Annotated in this window: 12 protein-coding genes; 6 read left to right on the forward strand and 6 right to left on the reverse strand. The window is 47.7% G+C overall.

Annotation, left to right across the window (positions count from 1 at the left end):
- Together L0156_13540 and L0156_13545 are read left to right on the forward strand one after the other, a co-directional pair.
- The coding region (locus L0156_13540) for a hypothetical protein (GenBank protein ID MCI0604019.1) at nt 1–1,239 on the forward strand (1,239 nt) is incomplete at its 5' end.
- Nucleotides 1,232–2,437, forward strand: coding sequence for an ATP-grasp domain-containing protein (locus L0156_13545; protein ID MCI0604020.1), 1,206 nt, complete (start codon nt 1,232–1,234; stop codon nt 2,435–2,437). The genes L0156_13540 and L0156_13545, both read left to right, overlap by 8 nt.
- Before the next feature lie 79 nt (nt 2,438–2,516).
- Here the strand turns inward: L0156_13545 and L0156_13550 are convergent, their stop codons facing one another.
- Nucleotides 2,517–2,915: a biopolymer transporter ExbD gene (locus L0156_13550; protein ID MCI0604021.1), complete on the reverse strand. Its 399-nt coding sequence runs from the start codon at nt 2,913–2,915 to the stop codon at nt 2,517–2,519.
- A gap of 166 nt (nt 2,916–3,081) precedes the next feature.
- Between L0156_13550 and L0156_13555 the strand changes: the two genes are divergently transcribed.
- A complete protein-coding gene (locus L0156_13555; protein ID MCI0604022.1) occupies nt 3,082–6,630 on the forward strand; it encodes a DUF2791 family P-loop domain-containing protein in 3,549 nt (1,182 codons plus the stop codon).
- Here L0156_13555 and L0156_13560 read toward each other — a convergent pair.
- From L0156_13560 to L0156_13580, 5 genes are all read right to left on the reverse strand, one after another.
- Nucleotides 6,575–8,188: a fibronectin type III domain-containing protein gene (locus L0156_13560; GenBank protein ID MCI0604023.1), complete on the reverse strand. Its 1,614-nt coding sequence runs from the start codon at nt 8,186–8,188 to the stop codon at nt 6,575–6,577. The genes L0156_13555 and L0156_13560 overlap by 56 nt on opposite strands.
- Nucleotides 8,185–8,589: a response regulator gene (locus L0156_13565; GenBank protein MCI0604024.1), complete on the reverse strand. Its 405-nt coding sequence runs from the start codon at nt 8,587–8,589 to the stop codon at nt 8,185–8,187. The genes L0156_13560 and L0156_13565 overlap by 4 nt, the downstream gene beginning before the upstream one ends.
- An 87-nt stretch (nt 8,590–8,676) precedes the next feature.
- On the reverse strand, nt 8,677–9,981 hold the full coding sequence (locus tag L0156_13570; GenBank protein ID MCI0604025.1) for a sigma-54 dependent transcriptional regulator: 1,305 nt from the start codon (nt 9,979–9,981) through the stop codon (nt 8,677–8,679).
- Nucleotides 9,978–13,031: a PAS domain S-box protein gene (locus tag L0156_13575; protein ID MCI0604026.1), complete on the reverse strand. Its 3,054-nt coding sequence runs from the start codon at nt 13,029–13,031 to the stop codon at nt 9,978–9,980. The genes L0156_13570 and L0156_13575 overlap by 4 nt, the downstream gene beginning before the upstream one ends.
- A 30-nt stretch (nt 13,032–13,061) precedes the next feature.
- Nucleotides 13,062–15,593, reverse strand: coding sequence for an EAL domain-containing protein (locus L0156_13580; GenBank protein ID MCI0604027.1), 2,532 nt, complete (start codon nt 15,591–15,593; stop codon nt 13,062–13,064).
- Nucleotides 15,594–15,862: 269 nt separating this feature from the next.
- Between L0156_13580 and L0156_13585 the strand changes: the two genes are divergently transcribed.
- The 3 genes from L0156_13585 (at nt 15,863) to L0156_13595 (ending at nt 19,985) form a co-directional block, all read left to right on the forward strand.
- A complete protein-coding gene (locus tag L0156_13585; GenBank protein MCI0604028.1) occupies nt 15,863–16,579 on the forward strand; it encodes an ankyrin repeat domain-containing protein in 717 nt (238 codons plus the stop codon).
- On the forward strand, nt 16,576–18,135 hold the full coding sequence (locus tag L0156_13590; GenBank protein MCI0604029.1) for a PAS domain S-box protein: 1,560 nt from the start codon (nt 16,576–16,578) through the stop codon (nt 18,133–18,135). Before L0156_13585 ends, L0156_13590 begins: the two co-directional genes overlap by 4 nt.
- Nucleotides 18,136–18,209: 74 nt before the next feature.
- Entirely contained in the window at nt 18,210–19,985 is a 1,776-nt protein-coding gene (locus L0156_13595; GenBank protein ID MCI0604030.1) for an ABC transporter substrate-binding protein, read from the forward strand.
- Nucleotides 19,986–20,124 lie beyond the last annotated feature (139 nt).

The raw sequence follows: 20,124 nt of genomic DNA on the forward strand, positions 1-20,124 counted from the left end.
AATCGTGACTACATAAAAGCGGATGCTCCGGAGATGAGGTCACTTCTGGCCCTCTATCATTACTGGCTACCCGATTTTTACATCGATAACCATTGCACAGATGGCGCGGATTTTCAGTATCGAGTTCTTTACTGTCTGGAAACCCATCAACACATTCATCCCGCGCTGGCAGAATGGGCGGAGGATCGCTTCGTGCCGGCCATCACTCAGGCACTGGAAAGTCAGGGCATTCCAACCGCTCCCTACAATGAAGGAAACAACCTCAGCGATGGACTCATCAATCACCCGGCAAACCCGAGATTGTCCGTTGGTTATTCAGCCATTCAAAATCGTTTCTGTCTACTTGTGGAAGCGCATTCTCTAAAACCTTATGCGGATCGCGTCTACAGCACGAAAGCAATGAATCAAGCAGCGCTGGACTATCTGAACCGGAATTCCAAGGAACTTCGCAAACGGAACCGCCTGGCTGATGAAGACACAATTCAGGAATATTGCCACCGGAAAACACCTTTTCCCCTTGTGGTGTCTTTAAAACAGGAGCCTGAGGCTTTCCTGTTCAAAGGCATTGCGTCTTATAAAGAAGAAAGCGCGATCACAGGAAATTCGGTGATCCGTTACACTGGTGAACCACTGGAATTTGAGATTCCTCTTTATCGCCGGGGGGAAGTAACCGAAACGGTGATCGCCCCGGAAGGATATAGCATCCCGGTCGAATATGCGCACATTGCCGAACACCTCCAGATGCATGGCGTTCGCGTCAAGAGGATAAAATCCTCTTGCACAGTGGAGGCTGAGCGTTACCGGTTTAAGAATGTTTCTTTCGCATCAAAACCTTACGAAAGCCGCATCCGGGCGCATTTTGAAACGGAAATTTATCGAGAAAAAATATTGTTGACTGAGTCAACGATTTTTGTTCCGGTTGCGCAAAGAGCTTTACGCGTGATTCTCCATCTGCTTGAGCCTTCCGGTCCGGACTCACTTGTGCGGTGGGGATTCTTTCTTTCTATTTTCGAAAGAAAGGAATACGCTGAACCATATATCCTTGAACCGATTGCGCAAAAGATGTTGCAAAACGATCCGAGGTTGAAAGAAGAATTCCAGAACAGACTCGAACTGGACGAGAACTTTCGCAGTCATCCGGAGAAACGACTTGACTTCTTCTATCAACGTTCTGTTTACTTTGATAGAAAAGAGAACGTATACCCTGTAGCGCGTTTGTTGGAGAACCCTTATGCCTAAAACAATTTTGTGCATTGCCAGCTATGAAAAAGGTCATGAGTTTCTGCGCCAGTGCAAGCGGGAAGATTGGAGAGTCATACTTCTAACTTCTAAGAGTCTGGAGGGAGTCGCCAACTGGCCGACCGAGAGCATCGATGAAGTCTTTTATATTCCCGATGTAAAAAAGCATTGGAATATGAATGACGTGATCTACGGTGTGAGTTACATGGCTCGAACGGAGCAAATCGACCGGATCGTGGCTCTGGATGATTATGATGTGGAAAAAGCAGCTTCTTTGCGTGAGCATTTAAGGATTCCGGGGATTGGCGATACAGGCGCGCGTTATTTTCGAGACAAACTTGCCATGCGCCGCGCTGCGGCTGCTGCGGGCATAGCGGTTCCAAAATTTGTTCACATTTTGAACTACAGAAGGATTCAAGATTATATGAATGAGATACCACCTCCTTATGTGCTGAAGCCCCGCCTGCAAGCAGGAGCGATTGGAATCAGAAAGATCGACAGCGCCGAGCAACTCTGGAAATCGATCGACGAATTGGGAGATGAACAATCCTTCTATGTGCTCGAAAAGTACATTCCAGGCAAGGTTCATCATGTGGATTCGATCCTTTATGGAAGTGAAATCCTGATGGCAATCGCTCATGAATACGGGATCCCTCCAATGGAAGTGGCGCACCAGGGCAGAGTTTTTTCGACTCGTACGATGGTCCGTGGATCCGAAGATGAACAGGCTCTGCAAAAAATAAATCGGGATCTCCTGAAGACCGTGGGATTGCAACAAGGAGTCTCGCACACAGAGTTCATTAAAGGTTGTGATGACAACAGATTTTATTTCCTCGAAACTTCCGCAAGAGTGGGTGGCGCGCACATCGCCGACCTGGTGCAGTCTTCCACCGGACTGAATTTGTGGGCTGAATGGGCGAAGATCGAAACACTGCTTGAAGGAGAGAGATATCAGGCGCTTCCCAATCGCGATGAATATGGCGGACTGCTTGTTTCACTGGCCAAGCAGGAATGGCCGGACCTCTCCAGTTACGATGCGCCTGAAGTTTTCTGGCGGCTCAAAAAGAAAAATCATGCCGGCATTATAGTCACTTCGCCGGATTATGACCGGGTAACGCAGCTTCTAAACGAATATACAGAGCGTTTCTATCACGATTTCTTTGCTTCGGCGCCACCGCTAATCAAACCCGGCGATTAAAATTGAACAGAAGACCGCAAAGAGCGCAAAGGAAAAGAAATTTCTTATCTTCGCGTCCTTTGCGTTCTTCTGTTAAAAATTAATTCTTGACCGGTTTGGCGATCAGACCGACTTCAAGAAAACCTGAGCGTGAAATCAGCTCAAGCGCCATCATGACAGTGTCGTAAGACAATCGCCGGTCCGCCTGCAACAGAATTCGCGCCCCGGGCTCTCTCTGTTGCAGTTCCTGAAGCCGGTTCAGCAAAACTTCACCCACAACGGGCACTTCTTCAAAAAACAAATCTCCGGTTTCGGTGAGGTAAATGATTTTCTGCATTCCCTTTTGCGGATTTCCAGGATTCTGGGTAACAGGCACTTCTACATTGCGCGACACGATCATCGGAGTTACGACCATGAAGATGATCAACAGAACAAGCACCACATCCACAAGTGGTGTAACGTTTATATCTGATTTGATCTCTTCTGCGGTTAATTGCATACGAAGTTAAGACACCTCGATCAAAGGAATGTTCCGAAAAGCTCAAGGGGGATGGGGAGATATTTGAGATAAGGAGATATTTTTTATTCTATTTTCATCTCCCCATCTCTTCTATCTCCCTATCTCCCTTCTTACACCAGCAGCTGTAGTACGATTGTTCTAAACCATGAAAGCCGACGTTTTTGTTCCCTCAATCATCCGCCGTTATGATCGCGAAAAACCATGGTTCGAATGGCTAAGCGGAGCCGTCCTGTTTGCGGACATTTCCGGTTTCACTTTCCTTTCCGAAAAACTTTCCATTTTAGGAGCGGAAGGCGCAGAAATCATGAGCTCGCTGCTGAACAGATATTTTTCGCGAATGATCAGCATTGTTCGATCAGAGGGCGGAGAAGTAATGAAATTTGCCGGTGATTCAATTTTTTGCCTTTTTGCGAACGAAGGATGTCTTCACCATGCAAAGTTGGCGGCCGCGCGAATGCAAAACGCCATGGTTGCATTCGGCAATCTGAAAACGCCGGTTGGAAACTTTGGTTTGGCAATGAAAATGGGGTTGGCTGAAGGCGATGTAATGATCGGCGCTGTAGGGGACCCGAATATCCGGTGCGAGTTCCTATTTGCGGGCGATGCTGTGGATCGCGCGAGCCGCGCGGAACAACGCGCCGGACCGGGAGAAGTGATCGTAGATCAAAGCTCGCGATCTTCATCGCGCGATGAAACATCCATCAACACTGACCCTAAAAACTTTCATCCATTCTTGATCAAGGAAGTATCGGAGCAGATCCAACGCGGCTACGAAAAATATGTAGGCGCTCTTCGAAGAATGGTCCCGGTCTTTTTACAATTCGAAGGCTTTACTTATCAAAAGGAACACTTTACCGGCAATCAATTTCACAATTTTTTCTGTTTGATTATCGAAACGGCGCATCGTTACGGCGGGCGATTGAATGCTGTTACAACCGGCGACAAAGGTTCAAATTTCCTTTTGCATTTTGGTGCTCCCAATCCGCTGGAGAAAAAGCAGGATCTTGCTGCTCAATTTGCGCTGGACATCCGTGAGGCAATCGAACGGCGTTGGAAACGGATCCAAATCAAGATAGGCATGACGGAAGGCAGGGTCTTCGCTGGAATTGTCGGCGGCGCGGGAAGTTTCTACTACACAGTCGTAGGGGATCCCGTGAATCTTGCGGCACGGCTTATGCAAATCGCCGTCCCCTCTCAAATACTTGTCAGTGAATCCTTTCAAAAAAGAAGCGAGCTGTTTGAATTCAGCGCCGGGGAAGAAAAAAGAATCAAAGGAAAAACAGATCCTGTTCTCGTTTTCGCTTTGCAATCACCGAAAAAAGAAAAGTTGTTTCAACTGAGTGAACAAAATATTGCCGGAAGAACTGCGGAAATTCAAACTCTTTTAGATCACTTAGAAGAGGCAGAAAAAGGAAAACCGCGAATTGTGTTTATCGAAGGTGAATCCGGAATCGGCAAATCCTACCTCGCCGGGCATATTTGCTCACTTGCCCATCAAAAAGGATGGCTGGTTGCAGCCGGCAAAAGCGAAATTACGCGCCGTAGCCATGCATACGCTGCATGGAAAAATCTCGCAATATCCTGTCTATTCGGCGGGAAAACACCGGATCTGCGCGGATTAAGAAAAATACTCAAAGAGGCTCCGGAGGATCTAAGCGGCTTCCTTCCGATGCATGCAGAATTTTTTGAATTGGATGGCGTCAAATCCTCCAGCGGATACGATGAAAACACAAAAAAGAACCTCCTTCACCATCAGATTTCCACGCTTTTGCTCCAGAGGGCCAACGCAGTGTCTTCATTGTTTTTTCTGGATGACCTTCACTGGTTTGATTCCCTCTCACTCGAACTTTTGTCCGCGTTCCTCAATCATTTAAACAACGAGCCACTCATCCTATTTGCAGCGGGCAGGCCAAACTGGAACAAAGACCAGTTCTTAAATCGCAAGCAATGCTATTTCTTGACCTTAGAGCATCTGAAACGTGAAGAATTCAAACAACTGATGGAAGTTCTACTTTCCGGGAAGTTAAGAGACCCGCTATTTCAATACTTTTACCAGAAAACTCAGGGAAACCCTTTCCTCTTGACGCAGCTCCTGGATTACATGAAGAACCAGAATGCACTGATTCAGATTGGAGGGAAGTGGACTGCGAGCCGGGAATCCCTCTCACGGGAAAGTCTTTCGGGTGAAGAAATCATTTCAGCAAGAGCGGACCAGTTGGATTTGCCTGAAAAAATCCATCTTCAGACAGCAGCTTGTATGGGACCGACTTTCTCTTTAAGAGTTCTGGAAAAGGCATTGTGCCCGGTCTTTCAAAAACCTGCATACGATGCGCTTTGCGAGCAGGGTTATTTCCAGCAGGTCAGTCACGATCAGGTTACTTTTTCCCATGCGCTCATTCAGGAAGCGATTTACCATTCGCTTCCCGAACGTTTCCGGAGAAAGACACACAGAGAAATCGGCTGCGCCATGGAATCCGTCCTTTCCGGTCAAACGCAAAAATACTCTCCGAATCTTGCCAACCATTTCCGTCTTGCCGGAATGACGAAGAAAAGCGTGATCTATTCGCTTCAAGCGGCGGATCAGCTCTATCGTACTTTTTCATTTCCTGAATCGCGAAGGTACTATTCTTACGCTTACGATTCTCTGAAACACACGGCTGATTCACGCAAATGGGATACTGCATTGAAACTGGCTGAAAATATGATGCACACCGGTGAGATTCAAGAAAGCATCCGTCTGTCAAAGAGAATCCGCAATCTCGCCCGCAGAGCGGGTTTGCGGTCTCATTACGCGCGAGCCTCGCTATTACAATTTGATGCTATGCGCCGCATCAGCAATTACTCCTATCTTCCGTTCAGCCTTCGATTGACGCACAGCTCCAACCAGCGAAAAGATGGCTTTCGATCAAAACTGCATCACTTGATAGGCTCCACTTACTTCTGGCTGGGGAATCTAGAGAAAGCAGAATTCCATTTAAGAAAGGCTCTTCAACAAGCAGGCTCAAAGTATAGTGAGGAAAGATTATCCTGTTACTTTTTTTTGTTTACGATCGCCGCCGACCGGAAACAGCTCGACCAGGCAGAGCGTTTGATGCGAACCGCCCTTACTGCCGCAGTCAAAAGCGGAAACCTGTTTCAGGAAATCAGAATTCGGCAGGAATGGGCAGGAATCCTGTCGGACAATGATCGACCGGAGAAGGCCAGAGAAATACTGCTTCGTCTTCTTCCACGGGCAGAGTCGTTCGGTGATTTCTACATGGTTGCCATTATTCTGGTCGGCCTGGGCGAGGCGCTTACTAAGCTGGCAAATTATGAGGAAGCTGAAAAGTATTTACAGGAAGCGATTCGACTGTTCTCCGTTCTCGGAGTCACGCATGGAGTAGCCAAAAGTAAGATGTGGCTCGGCATTGTACATTTTTATCAAGAGGAATTTCGGAAAGCATACGACTATTACAGAGAAGCCACGTCCATGTTTGTCGAGGCGGGAGAAATGCAAGAAGCCGCAATGGGATTTTACAACCTGGCAGAAGTCTGTTTGAAGCTTGCAAATATTCCAGAAAGCAGGAAGTGGTACAGAAAAGGGATGAAGTCTTTACAGAAAAATGAAAACGCGGAACTGTCGGAAATGTTTCAAGAACTCAAAAACCAACTTCGTTACTCTGAGGCCCTTCCCCTTTCGAATTCAATGCGCTGACTCGATAGTAGTATGTCACGCTGTTCGAAATAGCTGTATCTACATAAGAATTTGCTTTTAAAGTCTTATACAGCGCGTAGGATGTGGTCCCAGTCCGGCGATAGATTTTGTATTTTGTGATTGAAGAACCTCCATTATCGGGTTGGGACCAATTCAACACCACTCCGGATGTTTCTCTTTTTCCACTCAATAGTGGCGCAGCAGGTTTAGCAGGTTCAACCGGATCGTAAGCTGCGTACAGACGTTTTCCTCCAGACTGTCGCGCGATAGCAGCACGCGCGCTCCGGGATTGACTGCTGCTCGGCGCAGAGGCGCATGCGTCAACGCAACCATCGGCATAGGCAACCAGCACCCGTCCCAATTTATCTACTGCTATGTCTATGAAATCGAGCAAATTGCGATCGCCTCGATCCACTAATGAGGTGGCCATATTGGCAGTAATTCGGCGGCCTGCCGGCTGAACACCATCCTGAATATTGATCGAGCCGAACTGAACAGGATCGGGAGCCGTGGTATTGACGGTTGTCCATGTTTTTCCACCGTTAAACGTCGTGGAAATGTACAGATGCCAGGTCCCGGTGAAACTTGATTTTTGATAGTCGCCAGCCGTGGTCGTACCCAAAAAAGCGAACGCCGCGCGACCATCATCCCCTGCGACCATAGCCGGGAACACTGAATTCATGATGCCTAAAGAGGCGCCGACATCGACGTTGTAAATCCAGGTCTTTCCCTGATCGGTTGAAACGGCAACGCGTGCCCGTCCGTCTCCGTTCTGATAACCAAAATAAAGTCTCCCATTACTCCCGATTCCAATGGAGGGATCGCTTTGCCCTTTTGTACTTCCCGGTATCGTTCGTACTGTCCAGGTCGATCCATTGTTCTCAGACACAGCGAGTCCCTGTACCAATCCGCATGCGCTGTTAGGAAGGTATACGATTCCATTGGGCGCAGCCTTGACACGGCCATGGCGGCCACCGCATTGCAGCAAGGTGTAAACCGGGACGCCCAAACCAAATGTAAAACCTCCGTCGTCACTCCGCGAACAAACGGCGGTCACGAGATTCTGGGAACAATAAAACACTGAGTTCGGATACGCGGAGTGCTGCGGCGCTTGAGCCGTATAAGGACCACCACCGATGGATTGATGATCCAATCCCGCCGGTACACCGCATCCTATGCTGAGATTCCAGCTTGCGCCGTCATTATCGGTGTATTCGGTCAAACTGCATCCTCCATCCAGTTGAGAAACAAATGTGCGATTGGTTGCTTTGTCCGTGAACAGCACCGGGTCAAGACTGAAAAGAGATGTGAGCAACGTAGGAGTGATCACCCAGGTGGTTTGCGCAGGTGAAGTTGCGTCATCAAAAGTTACTCGAAGAGTTTCCAGGCCCGATTGAAAAAGCACTTTACCGGTTGTTCCATTCACGCCAATCGAAGGTTCAGCTCCGTCTCCACCAAGCTGTGGAAACGGCGCGGAGTAAACTTTATATCTCGGCGTTTGAGCCTCAACAGATACAACGAGAAAAAACAGCGCCAGCACAAGACACATCCATTTCATATTTCGACTCCCAAACTCTTAATGGCCTTCTTCAGATCCTCAGCTATCACCGGTTTTTCAAAGTAACGCGCAACTCCAAGATCAAAAGCACGATCCAGGACTTCGGGCGTTCCATATGCAGTGATCACGATAATCTGCGTTTGTGGGTTTTTTGCCTTTGCCAGCCGAACAATTTCGAAGCCATCCAGATTGAAAGTGCCAGACAGACGCAAATCGGAAATCACAACATGATAACGACTGTTTTGCAAGAACAACGTGGCTTCTTCCATGGTGGCAGCCGTATCCAGTTGAACGCTGGGGCTGCTGAGCAGTTTTCTGTAGGCGATCAGCGTAGCAACTTCATCATCCACAAGAAGCAATCTCTTTTGCATTGCCAGGCTATTGTGCAATGGGCGTGCCACCCCGGTCCTCGAGAGTGGTCGGGCTGTTTGATGAGTCGGATTCTCAAGAATTCTGAGAAGAAGTGAGACAAAATGAGACGATAGCGACTAAAGTCGCTGCCCCTTCAGTCTTCGATAGAGAGTAGCTCTGGAGATACCGAGAGCTTCTGCTGCCTTCTTTTTGTCGCCTTCAAAACGCTTCAAGGTATCCTGAACTTCGTTCCGTTGCGGAACATCCTGCTGCGCAGAGGACAAAATCTGCTCATTCGCCAGACCGGGCAGATGCTCTTTTGAGAGTGTGGCTTGACGATTCGCAAGCAAAATGCCTCTTTCCAGAACATTGCTGAGCTCACGAATGTTTCCCGGCCACGAATACTTTAGCAGTAATTCTGTCGCACTTTCCGTCAGTCGGACGTTGCTGGCGCCCATCCGATCCAGTATGTATTTCGTTAAACCGTTCAGATCACCACGCCGTTGCCGCAGCGGAGGGACGTCGATGGCAAGTACGTTGATCCGGAAATACAAATCCTTTCGAAACCGCCCGTGCGACGCTTCTTCCATGAGGTTTCTATTTGTCGCACAGATCAAACGAAAATCGCTTCGCCTTTCCTGAATATCTCCCAGCCTGCGATACCTTTTTTCCTCGAGAACCTTCAAAAATTGCGACTGCACTCCCGGATCCATGTCCGCAATCTCATCCAGGAAAAGAGTTCCACCATCAGCCACGTCGAGCAGGCCCTGTCTGGTTTCGACTGCGGAGGTAAAGGCTCCGCGGACATGACCGAACAGCTCATTGCTGAGCAATTCGCCGCGCAAACTGGAACAGTTCACTTCTACAAAAGTAGACGAGGAGCGGCTACCTTGATAGTGAATCCATCGCGCAAAAATTCCTTTACCGGTGCCCGTTTCGCCTTGCAATAAAACATTGGATTCGTTGTCTGCGGCCAGTTGCAACAACGGGATCATATTTTTCATTGCCGCGCTTTCGCCAAAAAAAGGTTGAGGCATTTTAGCAAGCCGCCTATGGGTGAGGTTCTTGCGCCTTAGCGAGCCGACCTCCAGACTCTTCCGCAAAAAAAGTTCCAGGTCACTCATGTTCACCGGTTTGGTTAAGAAATGATCGGCCCCACGGCGCATGGCCTCAACGGCCGAAGGGATGTCTCCGATCCCTGTGATTACAACGATGGCAACATCCGGTTGCATGCTCCGAACTTCTTGAATCCAATCCAGACCATTCCCATCAGGGAGATTCAGGTCCAGCAAAACAGCATCAAAACGCTGGTTTCCAACTGCAATGCGCGCATCGTTGAGTGTGGCGGCTTCCGTGATCTGAAAACCTGTTCTGGTGAGATATTTAGTGAAGGAGAAGCGAATCGCAGCTTCGTCATCCACAAGAAGGACTGTCGTTATCATAAACCGCTTGAAGAACGGAATACTATTTCAACTGTGCACCCAGGCGCCGGGTCATTATTATACATCCTGACTTCACCGGAATGGCTTTCAACAATGTGTTTCACAAGACTCAATCCCAATCCAATTCCCCCTCGTCTGGTTGTAAAAAAAGGATCGAAAATACGTTTTAAGTTTTCTTGCGAAACTCCAGTTCCTTCATCCTTCACACGTAAACAAATCATATCTTCAAGCTCCGTGCTTGTAATCTCTATCTTGCTTCCAGCGCGACTGTGCTGTGATGCATTATCCAATACATTTAATAAAACCTGTTGAAACCGGGCTCCATCCACTTGGAATTTCAAACGACTCTCTTCGGGTAAGTTCAGCGTCACAGAGTGGCCTGAGTTTTGCGCCGTTTGCCGCCATAGATGCACAGCTTCCATGCAAAGCTGAGACATCGATTCTTCTTGCATTCTTGCTGCATCAGCCGGTCTTCCCAGCTCGAGCAAATCCCGCATCAATTCAGAAAGTCTGGCCACCTGAGAACGAACGACTTGCAAATAAGAAGCGTATTCCGGATTGTGAGCAAGGTCCTGTTGGAGAGCCTCCGTTGTCGCCTGGATCGCGTTCAATGGATTTCGGACTTCATGCGCAACGCCCGCGACCAGACGCCCCATTTCTTCCATCCTTTGGGCGCGTCTCAAGTGCTCTTCCAGCTCATGCTTGTCCGCTTCTGCCTGTTTACGCTTGGTCACATCCCTGATAATTCCCCGAAAACCTGCCGGTTCATCGTCAACATTCCTGATCAGTGTTCCGGAGATATCCACGCTGATCCTTGTCTTATCCTTTCGAAAAACCTCGCATTCGAATTCACGTACGGACTCATCGGTCCGGTAAATACGATTAAAAAGAGCGTAGGCCTGCGCGGCCGTTTCAGGATCCATATAATCCCGGTTGTTTAACCCCAGCATTTCCTGTTTCGAATACCCAAGCATCTTGCATAAGGATTGGTTAAAGAAAACAAAATTTCCTGCCAGATCGCATTCATAGTAACCATCTTCAATGCTTTCAATCATTCTGCGGTAACGTTCCTCACTCTGTCTGAGCGATTCTTCAGAGCGCCTCCTGTCTGTGATATCGGATCCGATGCTGGCTGTCCCGATGACTTCTCCGTGCCGGTCGCGCAGCAACGTGTTATTCCACGATATGAGAAGTCGTTTGCCAGATTGAGTCAAAATGTGATTCTCCCGATGCGGCCGAATCCTACCCTGACGAACGCTTCTAAAGAAGGAATGCTCTATTTCATAGCCCTCTTCGACCGGTAGAAAAATCTCGAACCAGTTTTCTCCCAGGATATCTTCTCTGGAATACTGAGTCAGTTGTAAAAGGTAATCATTGCAAAAAGTTATGTTTCCATTTGTGTCGAGCATCAGAGAAATGAGCTGGACATTTTCCATCATCTCTTCCAGGCGTCTTTCCGATTCCTTCAGATCTGCCGTCCTTTCCAGGACTCTTTGTTCGAGCGAATCACGCGCGTCACGCAGCGCCCTTTCCATTTCTTTTCGCTGTGTGATGTCTTCGCTACTCGTCACAATTTCAATGGCTCTTCCTGCTTTGTCGCGGATCACGTCTGAAATAATTTGAACCGGAAAACGGGTACCATCTTTTCTTACGTTCACACTTTCGCGAGCCATATGAGTGAATTCTTTCAACAGATCTTCGCTTACCGGCTGCCAGAGTTCTTGCGGCGCGAAAATTCGGACGTTTTTGCCGATCAACTCCTCCACTTTATAACCATGCATCCGCGCTTCTGCAGGATTGGTGTAAAGAATTTTGCCTTTCGTATCGGAAATGGTGACTCCAATTCGCATGTTTTGCACCGCTTTTTTCAGCTGGCGGAGTCCCTGCTCCGTCTTCTTCCTTTCTCGAATGTCCCGGATAAAACCGGTAAAAAACCGCTTTCCTCTTTCCACGAATTCCGCAAATGAAATCTCCAGCGTTATTTCGTGACCATCGGAATGACGCCCGGTGAGCTCGACACCATGCCACGGAATATTCTTTTCTCCGGTAGAGATATATCGATGCAGCGACTTTTTATGCAGCTTCCGAAGCGGAGCAGGCATCAGAATCGTTAAAGGTTTTCCGATGATCTTTTCCGGTTTATACCCGAAGATTTCCTCAACAGCAGGATTTGCAAAATGAATCTTGCTCTTTTCATCAATAGTAATGATTGCATCAGAGGCGGACTCCATGATGGTTCGATGACTTTCCTGGCTTTCCTTCAGAGCACTTTCTGCTTGTTTCCTGTCTGTAATATCAAGCAGGGTGGTACGCACACCGATCACTTCCTCTTCCGAAGTCAGGCGCTCGGCATGAAATAAAACCGGAAAAGACCGGCCCTCTTTGGATAGGGCTGAAAATTCATCGATGCCCCGTTGATTGGAACTATAGATGTTTTTCAAAAACTGCCTGGCTCTGAATCGATCCTTTTGAGAAAGCATCTCGAACAGTGTTAACCCTTCTTCAAAGTCTGTTTCAGAATATCCAAAACAATCCAGCCCGTTCCGGTTGGCAAAAGTAATATTGCCCTTCCTGTCTATTTCAAAGACCGCAATCGGCAATAGATCGCTCAATTCGAAATCGAGAGAGAATTTTCTGTCCCGCAGCTTGTTGCAAAGATCTTCAAGAAGGGACTCCAGAATTTTGATTTGCAAACCTGAATCCTTTTTAAGCAGCGTATCAAAATGCTTACGGTTCATCACCCACAGTTCGGATTCTTCGGACGTATGTACGGTCGCGGAGCGAGGTTTCCGGTCTATGAATGAAATTTCACCAAAATGGTCGCCGGCGCGGAACGTCCCCAGGTCCCTGCGTCTTCCACGAATGAGATGACTGACCTTTAATTCTCCCTTCTTAACGATGTACAGAGACCCTTCATTGCCGCCTTCTTTTAAAATCGTCTTCCCTTTTTTGAAGGTTTTGAGACGGAGGATTTTTGAGATTTGAAGGATTTCTTTTTGGGTAAGAGCTTTAAATAGCCGGGTCTTTCTTAATAGACTTAGTTCCTTCACTTGCTGGATTCCATTCGACAGACATTTACTTTACCACTGAGGGCGTTTCCGAATCATCTCCGTGGCATCCTCAGAGCTAAGAGCCTCAGCGAAATGAAAACCCTGGGCGTAATCACATTGAAGGTTCCGCAGCTGCGCAAGCTCCCTGGATCCTTCTACTCCTTCCGCTACAACAGACATTTCGAGATTTCTGGCGAGTGCAATCACGGTGCTGACTATCTGCATCTTCTCGGGATGACGAACCATCCCCTGAACGAAGGAACAATCCACTTTTAATGTATCAATGGGGAATCGATGAAGTGTGCTTAAAGAAGAATAACCGGTTCCAAAATCATCAAGGTTCAGGTGAATTCCTTTTTCTTTTAATCGATTCAATAAGAGGATTGCCGGTTCCATGTTTTCAATCATTACACTCTCTGTAATTTCCAGTTTTAGAAACTCGGGATTCAATCTTGTTTCGCGAAGAACTTCATCTACGTGATCCACGAAATCCGATTCGAACAGTTGTCTGCCGGAAACGTTTACACTCATGAAGAGTGGCGGATGAGAATCAAACTGCTTGTTCCATGCCGAGATCTGTTTGCAGGCAAGCCGCAAAACTTCCTGGCCAATCGGAATGATCAGACCTGTTTCCTCAGCTGCCGGGATAAACTCGTCCGGCATTACGATTCCCCGCGAAGGATGTTGCCATCTGCACAGAGCCTCAAAACCACTGATCCTTCCTGTAGCCAGGCAGACGATGGGCTGATACTTCAGTTTGTATTCGTTTCTGGCGAGACCTGAACGCATATCCATTTCAACCTGCATTGCATGGCGAGCCCTAGCGTGCATGGCATCATCGAAAATCTCATAAGTAGCTTTTCCTTTGTCTTTCGCTCTGTACATCGCGATGTCTGCATCCCTCAAAACATTTTCAGATCGTTCATAGGGCTTTTCTCGGCCACTCAACGCAATCCCCAGACTCGCGGTTATGAAGATACTCTTCTTCTGCAATTGGAAGGGCAACGAAAACGCATTCAGAATTCTTAAAACCACGCGAATTGCATCACCGGGATCCTTCAAATCTTCCAGGAGAATGACGAACTCGTCACCTCCCATCCTGGCAACAGTATCACCCGGTCTTACACTCGCATTCAGCCTTTGCGAAACGTATACAAGCAATTTATCACCGGCCATATGTCCCATGCTGTCGTTGATATTCTTAAAGCGGTCGAGGTCCAAACAAACCACTGCAAATAGTGGATGATGCCGTTTCCGGGAACGTTCTAATGCCAGTTGAAGACGATCCATGAACAGGGCTCGGTTCGGAAGACTCGTTAAGGAATCATAAAAAGCATTCTGAATCAGCTGCTGTTCCAGGTGCTTTCGCTCTGTGATGTCGGAATGCGAACCGGCCATCCTGTAAGCGTCTCCCTTTGAGTTTCGCACCGCCAGTCCGCGGCAAAGAACCCATTTGCAGGATCCATCCTTTGTGATCACGCGAAACTCTATCTGCAGATTCGGCGTGAGTCCGCGAATGTGATGATCGATTGCTCCCTTTACCTGTTGAGTATCTTCCGGATGAACGCGTTTCATCCAGCAGGATGAATCGACGGCCTTTTCCTGTGGAGGAATTCCCAGAATAGATTTAGATCGCGGCGAATAATGAAGTTCATTGGTTAGAAGGTCCCAGTCCCACAATCCATCATTTGCCCCACGAATGGAGAGGGCGTACCGCTCCTCGCTCTTTTGTAGTTCGGCCGTTCGTTCTTTTACTCGCTTTTCCAATTCATCCCGCGCATTGCGAAGTTCTTCTTCAATCCGTTTTCGTTCAGTAATATCAATCAGTGTGGTCCGATACCCTGCTCTCTTTCCTCTTTGAAAAATGGGATCCACTTGAACAATCGCTGGAAACATAGATCGGTCCTTGCGAATACACTTACACTCTTTGACGCGCGAGGAAAATATTTTTTTCAAAAGACCTTTCTTATCGGACTGAAGTAATCTTGAAAAGTGGAGTCCCTTGTCGAAATCTTTTTCAGAGTAGCCAAAGTTTCTCAGTCCATTGCGGTTAGCAAAAGTAATATTTCCTTTTTGATTGATTTCAAAAATAGAAACCGGAAGAAGATCCGTGAGCTCAAAATCAAGGGAATTCACCCGAGAGCGCAGCTTATCGCAGAGCTCCAGCAGTAACGCCTTTTGAAGCTTTATCTTCAACTTTGGATTCTTGTTCAATAGCAGGTCAAAAGCGCGCCTTGACAAAACGTATAGTTCGGAATCATGAATGGCATGTATGGTAGCCGAACGCGGTTTTCCATCGATAAAGGAGATTTCGCCAAAGTGCTCGCCCGGTCCAAATCTCGCAAGCTCGCGCCGGATCCCTCTCACAAAATGACTGACTGTGAGTTCTCCCGATTTCACCAGGTAAATGGAATGCCCGGTCGAACCTTCCGCAAGTACCTGTTTTCCCTGCTTGTAGAATTGCAGCCTTACCAGAATGGCGATCCGGCGCAAATCGGCCCTATTCAATCCTTTAAAAAGTCCAACTTTTGCAAGTATTTCAGTTTGATCCTTAATTAACATACATACTGCGGGAGACAGTCCAAAAAGTCAGTTGGAGCGCGGACTTCCAGTCCGCAAAAACATTGTAGCTCGACGAGTTCATTGCGGGTAGGGATGCCCGCGCTCCCACTAACTCGCGGCAATTCTTGACTTTTTGGACAGTCTCGCGGGCGTCACGCCCGCAGTCAGCAAAGGATATGCCAATCAGTCATGCGTCGACGCACTGTTGTTTTGAACATCTCAAACGTCTCAAATTCTCACCCGTCTCATGATACTTGCGACAAAGCAAAATGAGAACCGACGGAACAACTCATTCCATTCCCGGGCATAGCTTTTGCTCTACAGCAATTGATATGGTGCGACATTACGGGGGGATTCTTCTACTGATACTGTTACAGTTTATCGCTCCGGTTTTCGCTTCTGAAGAAGCAGCGAAACAAATGTTACAGAGGCTCGGCATCAAGCGAGATGAAACAACTTTCTTTGAAAGAATCAACAGGGATGACTCTAAAATCGTAAAACTTCTAATACAATCCGGTATTCCTGCAAATCGACAAAATGAGTTAGGAATCACTCCATTGATGGTCGCCGCAGAAAAGGGTTCCCATAAGACAGTAAAGGTTCTGCTGGATGCTGGAGTGGATGTAAATGCAAAAGACAAAGTCTTCACCAAAACAGCTCTGATGCGGGCAGCGGAAAACGGGCACACAGAAATCCTGAAGGTCCTTGTTAAAGCTGGAGCTGATTTGAACGCGCGAACCGAAACAAAAATTCATTTCGGAATCACCTATCCCGGCAACAACACTGCCCTCCTTCTTGCAACCATAAACCGTCACTCTCAAGCAATTGAATTCTTGCTGGACCAGGGCTCCGATCCCACGATTCGAAATAGTGATGGCTCCACCGCACTCTCTATAGCGGAAAAGGGGACCGATTTACGATTAATTTCTCTTTTGAAAGCCGCTGAAGAACGAATCAACCAATCAAAAAGCAAAAATACGCCATGACAGACGAGCATATTCCGGAAAATTCCGATGTGCATTCCGGCCTTCAACGTATCCTCCAGGATTTACTATCCTCGGAAGATGCGGTCCAGAAAGAGGCGGTTCTTCTTCCTCACATCATCGAAAGCATGAGCGATGGAGTTGTTGTCGCAAACAAAGAGGGTGAACTGGTTCTGTTCAATAAGGTGGCAAAAAAGATACTACAACAGGACTTGAGCCAGACAACTCCGGAGCAGTGGTCTGAACATTATGGTGTTTTCTATCCGGATGAACTCACCCCTTATCCATCCGGAAACCTGCCGTTGGCGCGCGCGATTCAAGGTCACTCCGTGGATGATGTGCAGCTTTTTATCCGTCACGCGAATCTGCCGGAAGGTGTTTTGATCGCCTGTGATGCCAGGCCGATATTCGATTGGAAGGGGCAGCTTCGCGGCGGAGTAGCTGTATTTCGCGATATTACCTTGCATGCACGCGGAGAAAAAGCATTACGAGAAAGCGAACATCGATACCGGACTTTATTTGAAAACCTGCCGATCGGAGTTTATCGCACAACTCGGGACGGAAGGATTCTGGATGTAAATCCGGCTCTGCTTCGAATGCTCGGCTATTCATCACGCGATGAAATGATTCAACGAAACCTGGAGACAGGACATTTCGAGGCCGAATATTCACGCTCCGAATTTCGGTTGCGTCTCGAAACGGAAGGTTCGATTCATGGGCTGGAATCCGTTTGGAAACGAAAGGATGGAACCTCTATCTTCATTCGCGAAAACGCAAATGTGGTGCATGATATCACTGGCAATCTGCATTTCTATGAAGGCACGCTGGAAGATATAACGGAAAGAGTCCTTGCAGAACGAAAAAAACAGGAGGTCCTTTCGATTGTTTCGCATGAGCTCCGAACTCCATTGACAGCCGTTCTTGGATCACTTGAATTCCAGGATGAAAAACTACTTCAGGGAAATATTGAACAATGTCTTAAGTCTGTTCGTGTTGCAGTGAAAAGCGCTAAACGGATGTTGCGGTTGATCGATGATCTTTTGGACCTGGATAAGATTGAATCTGGAAAAATGCGTTTTCTCTATCAATGGTTTGATCTGATTCCAGTTATCGAAGAAGCAATTGATGGTGTGCGGTCCTTCGCAGATAAATTCGATGTAGAACTGAAAATGGAAACAGGCTCCCCTAGCGTTTACATCAATGCGGACCAGGACCGTCTAATCCAGGTGATCACAAATCTTCTGTCCAACGCAGCGAAGCATTCCCCTGCCGGAGAGAAGGTTCTGGTTTCTGTTTTACGTAAGGCCGGCCAGGTTCATGTTCGAGTGACAGACCGGGGACCTGGCATTCCCGAAGAATTTAGAAACCAAGTTTTCGAAAAGTTCGCTCAGTCGGACTATGACGCGGTCTCCAAGGTAAAGGGAACAGGACTGGGACTCAGCATCAGCAAAGCGATCATCGAAAAAATGGGAGGGCGCGTCGGATATTATACGGAGAGAGGCGCCGGAACAACGTTCTATTGTACTTTTCCTGAAAGTGATCGGAATTCGAGATTATGATTTACGATCACGATCATGATTACGATTACGATTACGATTACGATCTACGATTATTGGGGTAAAATACGCACCACATGTTCAGGGGATTCGCGGCACTCTTTTTTCTAGCCTTACTAACTCTCTTTTCGTGCAATCAAAACCAATTACAAACAAAAACTGTTTCGGAAGATCCCTATCCGCTATCTGATGACGCCCTGACAGTTCCTTTGAATGGAACAAGAGGTGGAAGAATCGTGACGGCAACCACCAGCGAGCCGGAAACTTTCAATCCGATTGTGGCTTTTGAAGCGGATGCACAGGCGCTCAATCAAATCATGGGCGCAGGCCTGACACGTTTGAACCTGAAAACTCAGCAGCCGGAGCCCGCACTCGCGAAATCCTGGGACATCAGCAAGGATCACTTAACCTGGACTTTTCATTTGCGTCAAAAACTCAACTGGTCCGATGGGAAACCTTTTACTGCAGACGATGTCTTGTTTACGATGCAAATCGTCAACGATTCGAACATTCCTTCCGGCGCCCAGGATGTTCTGACTATCGATGGAAAAAAAATTGCGTGGATCCGCAAAGACGAATTTACGGTGACCGCGCAATTGCCTTCCACTTACGGACCCTTTTTGCGTTTCATCGATGGCGGCACGGTTCCGATTCTTCCCCGGCATAAATGGCAAAACGTCTATCAACAGGGGAAATTTGCCGAGGCGATGCAGATAAATATGGACCCGCGGGACTACGTATCCATGGGAGCTTTTCGTTTGAAAGAGTACCGGCCGGGTGAAAAAATGACCTTGATCCGGAACTCGCATTACTGGAAAAAAGATTCCAAGGGCAAACGCCTTCCCTACCTGGATGAAATTACATTTCTGATTGTACGCGACCAGGATCAACTGTTGCTGCGCATGCAAAACGGAGAAATAGACACCTATCAGAGCATCAGGCCCCAGGATGTGGAAGAACTGCGAAAAAGAAAATCTACTACACAATTAGAAGTAATTCCTCTGGGACCTTCGTTCGAAAATGAGCAGCTGTTTTTCAATCAGAATGGGGACCGAAATCCGAAAAATGGCGAATTCTACGCGGATCCTGTTAAGCGATCCTGGTTTGGTGACGTAAATTTTCGCCGCGCCATTTCTCATGCAATCGACCGCAAAGCGATCACGCAAAATGCCATGTACGGACAAGGCTCGACTGTATACGGAGCAGAATCGCCGGCAAACCATCTATGGTATTGCGACAAGATAGCCACGTACCCTTACAATCTGGAGAAAGCAAAGGAGCTGTTGAAATCATCCGGTTTTACGCAAAAAGAAGATCACCTCTTTGACAGGAGCGGAAATGCGGTTCGTTTCACTCTAAATACCAACGCCGGCAACACAAGCCGCAACACACAATGCTCCTTCATCGTCAGTGATCTCAAAAAACTCGGCATCGATGTAACTTACATCCCGCTAGATTTTGGAACTCTTGTGGAGCGGGTAACATCCAGCTTCGATTATGACGCCGTTCTCCTGAGTTTGAGTCACGATGATGTGGACCCCGCGGCCGGCATGAACATCTGGTTAAGTAGCGGCACGATGCATTTCTGGTGGCCCCAACAAAAGAAAGCAGCTACGGAATGGGAAAAAAGAATTGATCAACTTATGAACCTTCAACTTACGACGTTCGATTATCAGAAAAGAAGGTTGTATTACGATGAAGTTCAACAGATTCTTGCCGATCAGCAGCCGATTATTTTTACCGCAACGCAATCCCTGCACGTTTCCGCGAAAAACTCCATCGGCAATCTCCAGCCGGCGGTCGCTCGTCATCGAACTCTGTGGAACGCGGACGAACTGTATTGGAAGAGGTAGGTAAACAAAGTAGCGCGGGCGTCACGCCTGCGAAGGGGTCGCAGACGAGACGTCCGCGCTACTTTGCTTATTTAAACAAGTCTGCGAACAACCAGTCAGCGCGGTTACGCCAGCTTCCCCAGGTGTGTCCCTCATTTGC

It is taken from the genome of bacterium, assembly GCA_022616075.1.
GTDB lineage: Bacteria > Acidobacteriota > HRBIN11 > JAKEFK01 > JAKEFK01 > JAKEFK01.

Bases quoted from the DNA above. Each gene is read 5' to 3' on its own strand.
- L0156_13545 (MCI0604020.1), top strand. From the start codon at position 1,232: ATGCCTAAAACAATTTTGTGCATTGCCAGCTATGAAAAAGGTCATGAG.
- L0156_13550 (MCI0604021.1), bottom strand. From the start codon at position 2,915: ATGCAATTAACCGCAGAAGAGATCAAATCAGATATAAACGTTACACCA.
- L0156_13555 (MCI0604022.1), top strand. From the start codon at position 3,082: ATGAAAGCCGACGTTTTTGTTCCCTCAATCATCCGCCGTTATGATCGC.
- L0156_13560 (MCI0604023.1), bottom strand. From the start codon at position 8,188: ATGAAATGGATGTGTCTTGTGCTGGCGCTGTTTTTTCTCGTTGTATCT.
- L0156_13570 (MCI0604025.1), bottom strand. From the start codon at position 9,981: ATGATAACGACAGTCCTTCTTGTGGATGACGAAGCTGCGATTCGCTTC.
- L0156_13580 (MCI0604027.1), bottom strand. From the start codon at position 15,593: ATGTTAATTAAGGATCAAACTGAAATACTTGCAAAAGTTGGACTTTTT.
- L0156_13585 (MCI0604028.1), top strand. From the start codon at position 15,863: ATGAGAACCGACGGAACAACTCATTCCATTCCCGGGCATAGCTTTTGC.
- L0156_13590 (MCI0604029.1), top strand. From the start codon at position 16,576: ATGACAGACGAGCATATTCCGGAAAATTCCGATGTGCATTCCGGCCTT.
- L0156_13595 (MCI0604030.1), top strand. From the start codon at position 18,210: ATGTTCAGGGGATTCGCGGCACTCTTTTTTCTAGCCTTACTAACTCTC.